This window comes from Brucella anthropi (assembly GCF_046630315.1).
GTDB classification, from domain to species: Bacteria; Pseudomonadota; Alphaproteobacteria; order Rhizobiales; family Rhizobiaceae; genus Brucella; species Brucella anthropi_A.
The window spans coordinates 156,219-171,210 of record NZ_LQBD01000033.1 but is presented as its reverse complement, the minus strand read 5'-3'; the positions used below and the strand labels follow the sequence as shown (position 1 = coordinate 171,210).

Here is a 14,992-nt window from a genome sequence, read left to right as displayed (position 1 = left end):
TATCACATTATCCTACGATGATCGGCGCCTTCCCCTGCACCCGGTTGTAGAGATCGATGATGTCCTGGTTCATCAGGCGGATGCAGCCCGATGACATGGACTGGCCGATCGACCACCATTCCGGCGAACCGTGGATGCGATAGCCGGTGTCGCGGCCGTTCTGATAGATATAGAGCGCGCGGGCGCCCAGCGGATTGGTGGGGCCGGGCTCCTGCCCGTTGCGGTATTTTTCCAGTTCCGGCTTGCGCTGGATCATTTCCGGCGGCGGGGTCCAGCGCGGCCATTGCTTCTTGTATTCCACATTGGCGCGGCCCTGCCATTCAAAGCCCGCCTTGCCGATGCCGACGCCATAGCGCAGCGCCTCGCCGCCCGGCAGGACATAATAGAGATAGTGATCCTTCAGGCTGACCACGATGGTCCCCGGCGCCTGCCCGGTCGGGTCCGGCACGATCTGGCGGCGGAATTGCTTCGGCACTTTTTCATAAGGGATCGCCGGAAGATCGTAGGGGCCTTCCTGTACCGAAGCATACATGACATCCGGCGTGGTGATGGCCCTGTCGACGCTGATCTGCGGACGCATCGGCGTGATGCCGCCTGTCGACATCGGATCGACATTCATCTGAAAGGCCGACATATCCATCGTCTGACTGCAGCCGGCCGCACCGGTGAGGAGGATGGCTCCGGTGCCGAAGAGGAAGCGGCGGCGGCTCGGATCGTCAACAAGCTTGGTCATGCAAATTACCCGGACTGAAGGGTTGAAACACAGTCGCCAGGCGACCGCCCTGATCAACTGCAATTTGCGGTCTTATGGTTGAGGAAGGGTTAAACCACTCGCGCAGACCTGTCTGAAAATTTCATCTGAAAGCAGAAATTGCAGCACCCGCGACCGTTAAATCGATTTAAAAATCAAGGCAAATGTGTCGAGCGTGCGATATGCGTGGCAATAGGATGGCAAAATTGTGGCTTTTGCGTAAAATGACAACTGATGATTGTGAACGGAGTATGAAAGCCGGATCACACGATCCGGCTTTGATGGCGGCTCAATAATCTTTTTCGTAGAAGATGCCGCCGCTGGAATCACCTTCCGCGCCGAGCGATCCCTTGGCCTTCAGATTGCGGGTGATGTCCAGATTGACAGTGCCCTTGGTCGTGCCGGCGGACCCCGCCTCCACGCCCAGATAGATATTGTCGCGGATATAGCGGCCGGCCCGAACCGCCGTCTGGCCCTTGTCGTCGGTCACGACATCGAGGTCGTCGAGACCCGTTCCGGCGCGCAGCTTGTTCATCAGCGAGTTGTTGGAACCGCCCGCAAGTTCTGCCGCCGCGGCGGCAAGCTGCGCGATCTGGAAGGCCGACAATTCGCCGATGGAGCGCTTGAAGATCAGTTGCGCCAGCACTTCATCCTGCGGCAGTTCCGGCGTCGAGGAGAACTGGATATCGAGATTGTCGACCGTACCCGTCACCGTCACGATGGCCGTGATCTCGTCGCCTTCCGAGCGCGCCACGAAATTGAGCTGCGGATTGAGGTCGCCCACCAGCGTGACATGGCCTTCGTCGAAGGTGATGCGCTGTCCGAGAATGCCGATGCGGCCGCGGATCATGTCGAACGAACCGACCGGCTTGATATCGGTCACGGGGCCGGTCAGGCGGAGGCGTCCGCCCAGTTCCGTATCAAGGCCGCGACCGCGCACGAAAATCTGGTTCGGCGCATTGATGAGGACATCGAGGCGCGGCACGGAGGGACGCGCCGTCGGCGTCGGCACCCGGTTGCGGCGCGTTTCGACCTTGGCGCGGTCCAGCGTGACCTGAACATTTTTCGGCGTGTTCTTGTGCTGCACCGGAACATAGGCTGCGCCGCCGCCCAGATTTTCCGGCACGGTGATTTCGGCCTTGTCCACATCGATGCGGCCTGAAATCAGCGGATCGCGCATCAGCGGCCCGGTGATCGTGATACCGCCATCGACCGTTGCAACCACCAGCTTGCCGTCGGCATAGCGGGCGCGGTTGAGCTTGATGTCGATATTGGCCGGGAAATTGGCCGCCGCATTGGTGGAGATCGTGCCGCTGGCGGAAACCGAGCCGCCGCTGCTCAAATTCGCATTGACCTGGCGCAGCGTGACGGTTTCTCCCTCCATGCTGCCCATGACATTGATATTGGTGAGGCGCAGATTGCTTTCCGGGTCCACGAAGGTCGCGCCATTGGTGGAGAACATGCCGCGCAATTGCGGTTTCTCAAAACCACCGGATATATTGGCCGTCAGCGTCAGCGTGCCGCTTGCCTGCGCGCCGCGATCCGCCAGAAAACGGTTGGCAAGCGCCAGCGGGATATTGCCGTTCACATTGACGCCGAGCCCCTGGCCCGAAAACGGCACCTTGCCATTGGCGGTGACGTTGAGGCCGCGGGGACCATCGACGGTCAGCGACGAAAAGTCGATGGCCTTTGCCGCATAGCTGCCCGCTGCCTGCAAGGTCAGCGGCGCAAGCCCGTTTTCACGCAGCGGTTTCGCCGCAAGGCCGGTGCCGCGCAGATTGAACGTCGCCGCAGGATTGGTGAGCGGCCCGGTGACCCGCGCCGTCCCCGTCACATTGCCCGCGAGATCCTGTCCCTTGACAGCGCCGTTCAGCGCCGCCAGCGGGAGATTGGCCAGATTGACGTCGAGGGCAAGATCACCCCCATTGCGCCCTTGGCCGAGCGGCACGCCGCCATTGGCGCGGACATCGATGCCGCCGCCCGTCACTTGCGCATCGAGATTGAGCCGATTATTGGCCGAGGTGCCCTTGGCATCGGCATTGAGGGGGGCGATGCCCTGCTTCTTCAGTTCCGCTGCCGTGACACCCCGCGCCGCCATGTCGAAGGCGACATCGGGCGCCTGCCTGGTGCCGGTGATGCGGGCGGTGCCGTTGAGCGTGCCGCCCAGCCCCAGTTCCGGCTTGAACGTATTGGCGAGTGCCAGCGGCAGGTTGGACAGCGCGACCGACAGATCGAGACGGCCATCGACCACGCCATTGACCTTGACCTGACCGGCGCTGGCATCCGCGCCCGTATTGATGACGATATCGCCGAAGGAGATTTCCTCGCCCTTCACGGAGATGGTGGCGGGCGCGGCCAGATTGGCGCTAAGCGTGCCCTGCTTCACATTGGCCGAGGCGAGCCCCAGTTCAAAACCGCCATCCTTCGGCTCCAGCGAACCGGCCGCACTCGCAACCGTGCCGATCTTCAATTTGGTATTGGCCGTGAAATCGGTCTTCGATCCGGTTGCATTGGCCCTCGCGTCAAAGCTGTCGATGCCGAACGTGCCGACCAGAATATCGCGCGCCGCGGCATTGCCGTCCACCACCGGCACCCCGAACAGGTCCCTTGCCGTCAGGGCAATATCCGCCGACGCGATATGATTGCCATTGAGCTTGATGCCGCTCGCATTGGCTGTGACCGTTGCATTCTGGCGGCCGTCATTGGCGTCGAGCGTGATATCGGCATTGGCCGCGCCGGTCGCATCGGCAAGAGCCAGAGCGGCGGCGGTTGAAATATCCGGCGCATCGAGCTTCAGCGCGCCGGTCAAAAGCCCCTTGGCCGTCTGGGTGACATTGCCGGTCAGATGCGCGCCGCCTGCATTGAAGACGAGATCGGTCAGGCGCTTTTCGTCATTGACGATATAGATCAGCGTTCCAAGATCGACACGCTCACCATTGAGCAATGCGCTGCCGGCAAGCTTGCCGGAAAGGGCCGCACCTGTCTTTGCATTGCCGTCGAGCAGGGCGTTGAAGTCGAGCCCACCCCTGGAAAGCTTGCGCCCCGCCAGGGTGCCCTCCGGCGCATCGGCGCGCAGCGCCAGCGCGATCAGCTTGTCGTCGCCGCGCGCACTGCCCTTGAGCGTCATCCGGCCCGATGCCTGATCGGAAAGAAGCTTGAGATCGGACAGCATGACGCCGAAATCGAAGTCCGCCTTGTCGGACGCAAAGGAGCCATTGGCGGTGATTTCGCTCAATTCGTTGCCGATGCGGAAATCACGCGCCGAAAAACCTTCCGCACTGCGGCCAAGCGCGCCGCTCAAGGTGACGGCACCGTCGAGAATGCGGTCCACGGCTTCAGTGCCGGTGCGCATGTTCTGCGCCGTGCCGTCGAGGCCGAGCTGGAATGCGCCGCTGATCGGGCGAACGACGCCGCTGGCATTGATATCGATGCTGCCTGCAAGGTCACGGTCGGCCAGAGCGCCGAACGGCGCAAGGCTTGCCACCCTGGCGGCGATATCGCCATTGAAGGCAAAGTCGTCAATATTGCCCTTGAGGTCGAGGCTGAGGCCGTTGCCGGCAATATTGGCCTTTGCAAGCTCCACCGGCGAACCGGCGCGCCATGCGCCGTCAATGGCAAGCGCAATCCTGCTGCCGAGCGCCTCGGCGATTTCCGCCCGTTCCGCTGAAATGCCATCCATGCCGCCATCGACCTTGAAGGTGATATGGCGATTGGCGGGGTCGTTCAGGTTTTCGGCCAAGCCGCCCATGTCGAGCGCGATGCTGTCGGCGGAAATCGTTGCATTCTTGAGACCGGCAATGGCAAGCGTTCCCGTCCAGTCATTGGTCGGGCGATCGCCATAGGCGACCTGAAATTTCGCATTGTCGATATAGGTTTCGGCGCCCTTGACCGGCAGGAGCACGCGTCCCTTGCTATCATCGGCGATGGAGGCGTCGATGCGCAGCCTGTCCAGAAAATGGTCGTTGCCGGTTTCGGCGGAGGCTTTCAGCTTCAGGGCGGCGCTGTTCAACGAAAGATCGTCGAGGCGGAAACCGCCCGCATCCCCGAGGAAGCCATCGGCGGACAACACGGTTTGCGCGCCGAAGAAATCGCGGAATACCGGCGGCACCAGAACCGCGATCGGGCCGTTGAAACGGGCGGTAAAGGCACGCCCGCCATCGGGCGCCTTGCCCTCGCGGTTGAGCGCGAATTGGCCCGTCAGCGTGCGGGCGCCATTGGTGTCGAGCGCAAGATCGACCTTCAACGCGTCCAGCGGACCGGCCCCGGTCAAAGTCAGATCGACCGGCGGACGGCCATCGATGTTCAACAGGTTGGCGACAATGCCATTGGCGGGTTCGGAGACTTTCAGGTCGAGATCGACCTTCTGGTCGGCATTGGCATAATCGGCACGCAGGGCGAAATTGCCGCCCGGCCCGTCGAGGCGCTTGATGTCGAAATTGGAATTGAGCGATCCACCGGCAAGCGACAGGCTGCCATTGAGCGAGACGTCCGATTCAAGGCCGAAAATCGTCGGCCCGAAATGCATGCGCGCAATGGCAAGCTGCTCCAGATTGATCGAAATCGGCAGGTCCGGCAGGCTGAAACTGGACGATTCCGGCGAGGGCATGCTGTTGTCGGGCAGCGGCTTGCGAATGAAATCGATGCGCTCGGCGGCAAGCGACTGGATGCTGAGGCGGCCAATGAGAAGCGCGGCGCGGCTCCAGTCGAGCTTGGCATTCTCGATGCGCAGCCACACGCCTTCGCGGTCGGCGACGGTGATCAGGCCGACCGAAGCTTCCGAAGACAGGACCCCGCTGATGCCGGAAATGGAAATGCGGCGGTTGGGCGCGGAAAGCTGGCTTTCCACGAAGGACAGGAAATAGGATTTCTCTTCCTCGGGCTCGGGCTGCGGCTCCACACTGCCCGGCTCCTGGGCCTGGGCCGTCGTCTGTGCCGTCGTCTGGGCCGTCGTCTGGGCACGCGAGGCCACCGGGGCCTCCCGCTCCGGCCAGCCGAAGATGACCGCCGTGACGGCGAAAGCGACAAAGGCGATGATTGCAAGAAATCTGGTCAAAACGCCTGTCCTATACCTACGTACAAGCCATAGCTCGGATCGCCCGAGCGGCGGTTGAGCGGAACGGCGACATCAAGGCGGATCGGTCCAAGACCGGTCAGGTAGCGCAAGCCGCCACCGACGCCGACACGCATCTGTTCCGAGAAATCGGGAAACGACTTTTCGCCGACATAACCGGCATCGACAAAGGCCACCGCGCCGATGGAATCGGTGATGCGGGTGCGCACTTCGCCATTGGCCTCAACGAGCGAACGCCCGCCGATGATCTCGCCATTGCCGGCGCTCACACCGATATTGCGATAGCCGTAGCCGCGCACCGAGCCGCCGCCGCCCGCCAGGAAAAGCTGGCTCGGCGGCAGGTCCGCGATGGACGCGCCGACAATCGAACCGACCTTGACGCGGCCCGCGAGGATGACCCGATCTTTTTCGCCAAAGCCGTAATAGGTGCGGCCCTCGGCAGTGAAGCGGGTGGCGAAATTGCCGTAGTGGAACTCGTAGAAGGGCTGGATATTGCCTTCCAGATAAAAGCCCGAGCTTGGATCCGGCTTGTTGTTGCGGCTGTCATAGAGAAGATTGCCCTCAAGCCCCGCCGTGGTGAAATCACGCGAACCGAAGACATCATCCTTGAAATGGCCCTGGCTTGCCTTGGCATAGAGCGCGCCGGACAGCTCGTCGCTGAATATCTGCGTGAAGCCGGTCTTCGCATTGGCCGATGTTTCGGTATAGGCGTCGAGCACCTCGCGCTTGGCATCGAGCGAAGCGACAAAATCCGTATCCGGCGTGTAAACGCCCGGCTTCATGAAGGTGGCGCCCAGAAGATAGGTATAATTCTGCGGGTTGAAGGAATTTTCCTGCGTGCCGCCAATGCCGCTCACCTTGGCGTCGAAACGCAGGCGCTCGCCGCGCCCGAACAGGTTGCGGTGCATCCAGTAGCCGGTGACACCAAAGCCGTCGATAGTCGAATATTCGGCACCGAAGCCGAAACGGCGCGGCTTGCGCTCCTGCACGTTGAGCGTGATCGGCAGGCTGCCGTCCGGCGCGATTTTTTCGGCTTCCTCGAAACTCATCGCGCGGAACACTTCCATGCGGCCGAGACGCTTCTTGGCTTTCTCGATATCGTCGGGATCGTATTCCTGGCCTGGCTTCAGCCCCGTCATCCACGCCACGAATTGCGGGTCCATCCGCGCCGTGCCCACAACGCTGACCGGGCCGTAATGCGCCCGCCGGCCCGGATCGAGCGCGATATCGGCCGAGACCCGGTTGTCGGCGTGATCGGCGACAATGTCCTGGCCCGTCACCCGCGCCTTGGCATAGCCCTGCTGACGCCATGCCTCGACGGCAAGGCGCTCGGCCTTGATGACCGTGCCGGAGCGCGCCACCTGTCCCGGCGCAAAACCCGCGTCCTCCGGCGACTGCACCTTATCGCGCCGGTCGGTCGGCGGCGGCGCGATGTTGGAAATGGCCGTGCGCGAAAACAGGAATTGCGGGCCGGGATCGACCGTGATCGCCACCTTCGCATCGTTGGGGATTTCCGCATCCGGCGGAATGTCGTTCGCCTCGCGGCCATCGACCTTGATGGAGATCGTGCCGCCATAGCGGCCCTCGCCATAAAGGGAAGCCAGAATGCGGCGATAATCGCCGCGCGCCTTGGCCAGAAGGCCGGCGGAACCCGATGCGGGCCTGTCTGCATCCGAAACAAGGCCGGACGCGCCTTCAATGGTCGATTTCAGATCGGCTTCAGTCCCGTCCGCATTCTTGCGGTCGCCCGTAGTCGTGACCTCGACCGAATAGGTCTTGGGGTCGATGATATCGGGATCTTCCTTCTTGTCCTCGCCCCACAGACGAACACCGAATATCTCGAACGCCAATGCCGGCGACAGCGCGACAGAAGAAAAATGCGCCGCCAGCAAAAGCACGGCGATGCCCCTTCCCTGTATCGTCCTGTTACTCCAAGTCATACGCGCTACTGTCCGGTTCCTGTCTATGCGGTCGCCTGGCAGCGTCCCGTTCATCACCCCCAGCCCAGGACGATTCAGGGATTACCATAGGGAGAACGGAACTCCAAGCAACAACGCTAGATATGGACCATTTCAGTCAATGGAGTATTAACGTTACCACAGCACTGCGATTTGCCGTGTCAATTGAAGCATTTGCCGCCATGCCAGCGGCCCGATTGCGGCTCCGGGAGAGAAAAGTTGCGGCTCGCCGGCGGGGGAATGTCGGCGAGCCGCCCATCAGGTCATTGGGGAGGAGGAGAGAACGACCTGATAAGAAGAGGTTCTGCTGTGAAATCCTGGCGTTACGGATCAGCGGCCGGCATGCATCGGGCGCATATTGCCGAAATGGAACCCGCCGCCGCCAAAACCATGGCCGAAGCCGCCGCCAAAACCACGATTGACGAATGCCGGACGGTTGAAGCCGCCAAAATGCGCCGGAGCCATCACGGGGCCGGGGCCCCAGTTACGGCGTATATGCGCATTGGGCCATCCGCGACCGCCCCAGTTGCCGCCCCAGTTGCGGCCACCGTTCCAGCGCGGGCCATGGCCCCAGCGCGGATTCCAGCCGCCGCGATTGGACTGGCAGTTGCGGCCGATGCAGCCATTGACGTAATTCGGACCGCCCCGCCAGCCCGGTCCCCAACCGCCGCCCCAGCCGGGACCCCAGTAGCCGCCGGTGGCCCAGCCGAGGCCAAGCCCCAGGCCGAAGCCGGGCGCCCAGCCGTCATAATAACCATCATTGTTGACCACGACCGTCGTGCTGGACGGCGCCGCATAGGCCGGGCCGCTATAGGAACCGAAGCGGACATAGCGCGCCGAAACCCATCCGACACGGTTGCCGTTGTAGATCTGGAACCAGCCGTTGCGGCAGGAACCGGCATTGACCGTTGCGCCCGCAGGAAGCGCGGCGAGCTTGCCATAATTGGCGCCGGGGCCAGAACGGACATTGACCGAGGCCGAGACATAGGCCGTCGCAGCAGAAGCAATCGCGGGCGTCATCAATGCCGCCGCCACGACAGCCGCCCCAAGAATATGATTGTTAACAAGCATTCTCTTAAATAAAGACATCGCATCTTCTCCAGATTAGCGAGCACATAGAGACGCAATAAAAGTATCCAACACAAATTATGCTACGCCATTATCCGGCGCAAGACAAACAACAGATTCAATAATGGTAAATTTAGGGCGTATATTATTATTTTCTACACTTTGATATTAACGATGATCATCTTATATTTACACCGGGTAACGCGGCGATTACAGCAAATTGATTAAAAGTTTACAGATTATCCAAAAGAAAGGCGCCCCGGAGGAAACCGGGGCGCCACGCGGCTTTGGGGGAGAGAGGGGAGGATAAAGCCGCGATCACGGGCCGTCTGGCCAATCGGGTTGTGGGGCCCATGGATGCATCCCCGCAGCATTGCCACAGGGAAACTTCCGGCAGGCCCCATCAGAGCGCGTTTCCATCCGATTGAATGAGATCGGCGCTCCAACTGTTCGCATTAACGCGCATCCTTTCCGAAAACCGCTTCGCACTTTTCGGGGTGCGCTTTAAGGCAGATTGCGCACGTCTTCCGGCGACATGTACATCGGCATCATGTTGGTATCGAGGTGATGCATGACCCAGATGGAGCCGGCAAGCACGATAGCCAGGATGATGACCGTGAAGATGAGCGCCAGAATGTTCCAGCCGCCTTCCGACTTCGGATCGAGGTGCAGGAAATAAACCAGATGCACCAGGATCTGGACGACAGCGATGCCGAGAACGACGGCGGCGGTCGTGGCAGGCGTGAAGTAGCCGTTCATGGCCAGCATGAACGGAACGACGGTGAGGACAACCGCAAGCACGAAGCCGATCAGATAGGACTTCAGGCTGCCGTGGCTTGCGCCGTGGTCGTGTGTTTCATGTGCAGAGCTCATCACAGTACACCCAGCAGATAGACAAGAGTAAAGACGCCGATCCAGATGATGTCCAGGAAGTGCCAGAAGAGGCTGAGGCACATCACGCGCGTCTGGTTCTTTTCCGTCAGGCCGTCGCGCAGAAGCTGGGCGGAAAGCACCAGGATCCAGATGAGGCCGGACGTGATGTGAAGACCGTGGGTTCCCACCAGCGCGAAGAAGGCGGAGAGGAACGCACTGCGGCCGGGACCCGCGCCTTCATGGATCAGATGGTTGAATTCATAGACTTCCATCGCGAGGAAGCCGGCGCCGAGCAGGAAGGTCACGCCGAGCCAGAACAGGAGGCCAGCGCGGTTCTTCCTGAACATGGAAAGCGTGGCCAGACCATAGGTCAGCGACGACACCAAGAGCAGCATGGTTTCGATCAGAACGAAGTTGAGATCGAACAGTTCACGGCCGGTCGGGCCGCCCGCGAACTGATGCGCCAGAACGGCATAGGTTGCAAAAAGCCCCGAGAACAGGACGCAGTCGCTCATCAGGTAGATCCAGAAGCCGACCAGCGTGGTCGACCCTGCATCGTGATGGTCCTCATGCGCGGGGTGCTCGTTTCCGCCCGTGAACGGAGCGGCGGTAGAAATGCTTGCGCTCATCGGAATCAGGCCTCCTGAGCAGTCAGTTGCCGGGTACGGAGGTCTTCGACTTCCTGCACCTCTTCGGCCGAGACGTAATAGTCCCTGTCATTATTGAAGGAGTGAGCGATGGCGACGGCCAGCACAGCCACGGCGGAGGCGATTGCCAGCCACCAGATGTGCCACACCAGGGCAAAGCCGAGCGGAATGTTCAGCATGCCGATGATGAAGCCGGTGCCGGTGTTCTTCGGCATGTGGATGCGCGCGAACTTTTCGGTGCGGCGGACATAGCCGTTCTGCTTCATGTCCCACCAGCTGTCATGATCGCGCACATGCGGAACTTCGGCGAAGTTGTAGAAGGCAGGCGGCGAAGCCAGCGACCATTCCAGCGTGCGGCCCGTGCCCCAGCTGTCGCCATTGGTGTCGCGCAGCTTTTCGCGGTCGCGGATCGAAACCGCAATCTGCAGAACCTGGAACACGATGCCGCAAAGGATGACGGCCACGCCGATGGCGGCGATGATGAGATAGATGTGCCATGCCGGATTTTCGGTGTGGTTGAGACGGCGCGTCATGCCCATCAGGCCCAGCACGTAGAGCGGCATGAAGGCGAGCATGAAGCCGACCAGCCAGCACCAGAATGCGTTCTTGCCCAGGCGCTCGTTGAGCTTGAAGCCGAAGGCCTTCGGCCACCAGTAGACCAGACCGGCAAAGCAGCCGAACAGGACGCCCGAGATGATGACATTGTGGAAGTGGGCGATCAGAAACACCGAATTGTGCAGCACGAAATCCGCCGGCGGAACGGCGAGCAGAACGCCCGTCATGCCGCCGATGACGAAGGTGCACATGAAGCCGATGGTCCACATGACCGGCGTTTCCATGCGAACGCGGCCCTTATACATGGTGAAGAGCCAGTTGAAGACCTTGGCCCCGGTCGGGATGGAAATGATCATGGTCGCCACGCCGAAGAAGGCGTTGACATTGGCGCCGCCGCCCATGGTGAAGAAGTGGTGGACCCAGACCAGGAACGACAGGATGGTGATGGCGACGGTGGCATAGACCATAGAGGTGTAGCCGAACAGGCGCTTGCCGGAGAAGGTCGCCACGATTTCCGAGAAGATGCCGAAGCACGGCAGCACCAGAATGTAGACTTCCGGGTGGCCCCAGATCCAGATGAGGTTCACATACATCATCGGATTGCCACCGGCATCATTGGTGAAGAAGTGGAAATCCAGATAACGGTCGAGCGACAAAAGCGCCAGCGTGACGGTGAGGATCGGGAAGGCGGCGACGATCAGCACGTTGGAGCAGAGCGCGGTCCAGGTGAAGACCGGAACCTGCATCATGCCCATGCCGGGCGCGCGCATCTTGATGATGGTGGTGATGAGGTTGACGCCCGAAAGCAGCGTGCCCATGCCGGAAATCTGCAAGGCCCAGATATAGTAATCCACCCCGACATCCGGGCTGAATTCCTTGCCCGACAGCGGCGGATAGGCCAGCCAGCCGGTCTTGGCGAATTCGCCGACACCGAGCGAGATGTTGATGAGGATCGCACCGGCAACCGTCAGCCAGAAGCTGAGCGAATTGAGGTAGGGGAAAGCCACGTCGCGCGCGCCGATCTGAAGCGGCACGGCGAAGTTCATCAGGCCGACGATGAAGGGCATCGCCACGAAGAAGATCATGATCACGCCATGGGCGGTGAAGATCTGGTCGTAATGGTGCGGCGGCAGGAAGCCCTCATTGGCGCCGGAGGCAATCGCCTGCTGGGCGCGCATCATGACGGCATCCGAGAAGCCGCGGAACAGCATCACGAGCGCCAGAATGATGTACATGACGCCGATGCGCTTGTGGTCGACCGACGTAAGCCAGTCGTTCCAGAGCGGGGCCCATTTGCGATAATAGGTAATGGCTGCCAGAATAGCGAGCGCCCCGCCAGCCACCGCGGCCAAAGTGACCATGATGATTGGCTCGTGATAGGGTATCGCTTCGAGCGTAAGTTTTCCGAACATTTTTATCACGCTTCGATTGGAGCAATTCCGGGATGGCGCAGAAGCGCCCTCTTTCCGGAACCGCGTGAAACAAGGGGTGAAGGCGAATGGCCGCGACCTCATGCGAGGTCACGGACCGGTCGTCACATCAGTTTTCGAGCTGCGAAAGGCGCTGCGGCTGGACGGCGCAGATGATGTCGCTCGCCCACTGGCTGAAATCGACGGGCGAAGACTTGCGCAGATTGGCGCGCGCTTCGCGGATCATCTGCTGGCGATGCATTTCATCGTCGAGGCAGACGGACTTGCCGTCCCAGCAGCGGTTCACGATGTTGTGGAACAGCGTCTGGTCGTTGAAGGCGAAATATTGCGGCGGAACCTTTTCGCTCGGCTGGACCAGCGATGCGTAACGGGCGCGGTTCAGCTCCTCGCCATTGGCCTTGGCCTTCACATCGGCAACCCACTTGTCGAAGTCGGCCTGATTGTAGGCATGCGCCTTGAAGCGCATCTGGGCAAAACCCTGACCGCTGTAATTGGCGGAGATGCCGGCGAACTCGCCTTCATGATTGGCGATCAGGTGCAGCTTCGTCTGCATGCTGGGCATGGTATAGACCTGGCTGCCGAGCTGCGGGATGAAGAAGGAGTTCATGATGTTGCTGGAGGTCAGCTTGAAATTGACCGGCACATCGACCGGCATGGCCATTTCATTGACGGTGGCGATGCCCTGGTCGGGATAGATGAACAGCCATTTCCAGTCGAGCGCCACGACTTCGACATTGATCGGCTTCGCGTTCGATTCCAGCGGGCGATAGGGATCGAGCTTGTGGGTGCTGATCCACGTGACCGTGCCGAGAACGACAATGATCGCCATCGGGATGAGCCAGACGGCAAGCTCGATCTTGGTCGAGTGATGCCAGTCGGGCTGGTAATCCGCCTTCTCATTCGAGGCGCGGTACTTCCAGGCGAAGTAAAGCGTCATGAAGATGACGGGAACCACGACGAGCAGCATGATGCCAGTCGCAAAAAGGATAAGATCGCGTTCCGCCATGCCGACTTCCCCTTTCGGGGACAGCAGGACCTGGTTCTGGCAACCTGCGAGAAACGCAGAGAAGACCAAGACGGCGAACGAAACGATCGTCCGGGGGGTGCCGTTTTTCATTTGTCTTTCCATCCTGCGCACAGACCGTCAATTCCGGCGCATTCATCATTTCCTAGTTTTCGGTAAATTCTGAAATTTCCAAAAGTACCGTTATAACGAATAATGCCGTTTGTCACGCGTCTGACGAAAAATGTGCTGGATCGTAATGTCGCGCCCGAAACCCGGCATTTTCACCGGCCGTTCGGCCCGCTCGCGGATGCGGGCGACATGCCTCAACAGGGCGCCGATTGTCGGCCACGGCGGAGCGAATAAGCCCAAAGCATGGAGTTTGCAAGATGAAAACCACCGCCTGTTGCAGGAATAAACGGGATCGTGATGGGATTTTACCAATTCTACCGCAAATTATGTGCGGCCCAAAAACTGTGAAACGGCGGTGCCGGCGCCGCCCGATCCTTGCCCGGCCTTTTTCCGGAAGACCCAACAGCCGGGCGCGCCTGGACGGTTTATCTTCCCCGCCATCTATGCTTATTGAAAGACCGCGCGGAAATTGGGGGACAGGAATGATATTTGCCGACATGCCGCTCGATGAGGCTGAAGGGGCAATTCTGGGTTATGCAACGACGGCGGGCGCGCTGACCTTGCGCAAGGGCACGGTTCTCGATGCGCCCAACCTCGCCTTGTTGCGCGAGGCAGGCATAGGCTCGGTTCTGGCCGCGCGGCTGGAAAAGGGCGATGTCGGCGAGGATGAGGCCGCGCTCACGGTCGGGCGCGGGCTCGCATCCGCCGCAGTGGAAATCGGGACGGCCACAACCGGACGGGTCAACCTGCATGCGCGGCACAGCGGCGTGTTTTGCGCCGATGTCAGCCGTATCGACGCGATCAATGCGCATGATGCGCGCATTTCCGTCGCGACGCTGCGCGATCATGTGCGGGTGGAAGCCGGGCAGATGGTCGCCACCGTGAAGATCATTCCTTTTGCCGTGCCGCAGACCCTTTTGCGGGAAATTGCCCTTGATGCGCGGCCGGCGCTTCACGTCCATCCCTTCACCGGCGCGCGGATCGGACTGATCCAGTCCCGCCTTCCCTCGATCCGCGAGACGGTGCTGGAAAAGACCCGCGAACTGATGGAAAAGCGCGCCCTCCGGAATGGCGGCGCGCTCGTTCTGGAAAAGCGCGTCGCGCACGATCAGGCCGCGCTTGCCGCGGCAATCGCAGCGGTAAGCCCGGCCTGCGACATTATCGTGATTTTCAGCGCATCCGCGGTTGCCGATGCGGCCGATATCGTGCCGCAGTCGATCCGTCGTGCGGGCGGGAAAATCCTGCGCATCGGCATGCCGGTCGATCCCGGCAATCTGCTGGTTCTGGGCCGGCATGACGGCAAGTATATCGTCGCCGCCCCCGGTTCGGCGCGCAGCGCCCGCGAAAACAGCCTCGATCGGGTGCTGGATCGCCTGATGGCGGGGATTGCGCTTTCCGCCGACGATCTTGCCCGCATGGGGGTCGGCGGGCTGGTCCTTTAGCACTACAGTTGCATTCTTCGTGATGCCGGGCTGCAAAGAGCAATTTGTCTGCGTTCCGGTGC

Annotated in this window: 9 protein-coding genes; 1 reads left to right on the top strand and 8 read right to left on the bottom strand. The window is 61.0% G+C overall.

Going from position 1 to position 14,992, the window contains the following annotated elements:
* Positions 1 to 7: 7 nt before the first annotated feature.
* From AVM02_RS14515 to cyoA, 8 genes are all read right to left on the bottom strand, one after another.
* Positions 8 to 733, bottom strand: a complete 726-nt coding sequence (locus tag AVM02_RS14515) for a L,D-transpeptidase (protein WP_411507624.1) — start codon at positions 731 to 733, stop codon at positions 8 to 10.
* Positions 734 to 1,040: 307 nt separating this feature from the next.
* Positions 1,041 to 5,804 (bottom strand): translocation/assembly module TamB domain-containing protein, encoded by a 4,764-nt coding sequence (locus tag AVM02_RS14510; protein WP_411507623.1) that lies wholly within the window; start codon positions 5,802 to 5,804, stop codon positions 1,041 to 1,043.
* Complete coding sequence (locus tag AVM02_RS14505; protein WP_411507686.1) at positions 5,801 to 7,720, bottom strand: autotransporter assembly complex protein TamA; 1,920 nt, start codon at positions 7,718 to 7,720, stop codon at positions 5,801 to 5,803. The genes AVM02_RS14510 and AVM02_RS14505 overlap by 4 nt, the downstream gene beginning before the upstream one ends.
* A 390-nt stretch (positions 7,721 to 8,110) precedes the next feature.
* Positions 8,111 to 8,869, bottom strand: a complete 759-nt coding sequence (locus AVM02_RS14500) for an SH3 domain-containing protein (protein WP_411507622.1) — start codon at positions 8,867 to 8,869, stop codon at positions 8,111 to 8,113.
* Positions 8,870 to 9,352: 483 nt separating this feature from the next.
* A complete protein-coding gene (locus AVM02_RS14495) occupies positions 9,353 to 9,721 on the bottom strand; it encodes a cytochrome o ubiquinol oxidase subunit IV (RefSeq protein WP_411507621.1) in 369 nt (122 codons plus the stop codon).
* A complete protein-coding gene (gene cyoC, locus AVM02_RS14490; protein WP_411507620.1) occupies positions 9,721 to 10,350 on the bottom strand; it encodes a cytochrome o ubiquinol oxidase subunit III in 630 nt (209 codons plus the stop codon). Before cyoC ends, AVM02_RS14495 begins: the two co-directional genes overlap by 1 nt.
* A 5-nt stretch (positions 10,351 to 10,355) precedes the next feature.
* Entirely contained in the window at positions 10,356 to 12,335 is a 1,980-nt protein-coding gene (cyoB, locus tag AVM02_RS14485; protein ID WP_411507619.1) for a cytochrome o ubiquinol oxidase subunit I, read from the bottom strand.
* 127 nt (positions 12,336 to 12,462) lie between these two features.
* Positions 12,463 to 13,470: a ubiquinol oxidase subunit II gene (cyoA, locus tag AVM02_RS14480; protein WP_411507618.1), complete on the bottom strand. Its 1,008-nt coding sequence runs from the start codon at positions 13,468 to 13,470 to the stop codon at positions 12,463 to 12,465.
* Between the two features lie 500 nt (positions 13,471 to 13,970).
* Between cyoA and AVM02_RS14475 the strand changes: the two genes are divergently transcribed.
* Entirely contained in the window at positions 13,971 to 14,930 is a 960-nt protein-coding gene (locus tag AVM02_RS14475) for a molybdopterin-binding protein (protein WP_411507617.1), read from the top strand.
* Positions 14,931 to 14,992 lie beyond the last annotated feature (62 nt).

Coding starts and splice junctions, on each gene's coding strand:
- cyoC (WP_411507620.1), bottom strand. CDS start 10,350: ATGAGCGCAAGCATTTCTACCGCCGCTCCGTTCACGGGCGGAAACGAG.
- cyoA (WP_411507618.1), bottom strand. CDS start 13,470: ATGAAAAACGGCACCCCCCGGACGATCGTTTCGTTCGCCGTCTTGGTC.
- AVM02_RS14475 (WP_411507617.1), top strand. CDS start 13,971: ATGATATTTGCCGACATGCCGCTCGATGAGGCTGAAGGGGCAATTCTG.
- AVM02_RS14515 (WP_411507624.1), bottom strand. CDS start 733: ATGACCAAGCTTGTTGACGATCCGAGCCGCCGCCGCTTCCTCTTCGGC.
- cyoB (WP_411507619.1), bottom strand. CDS start 12,335: ATGTTCGGAAAACTTACGCTCGAAGCGATACCCTATCACGAGCCAATC.
- AVM02_RS14500 (WP_411507622.1), bottom strand. CDS start 8,869: ATGTCTTTATTTAAGAGAATGCTTGTTAACAATCATATTCTTGGGGCG.
- AVM02_RS14495 (WP_411507621.1), bottom strand. CDS start 9,721: ATGAGCTCTGCACATGAAACACACGACCACGGCGCAAGCCACGGCAGC.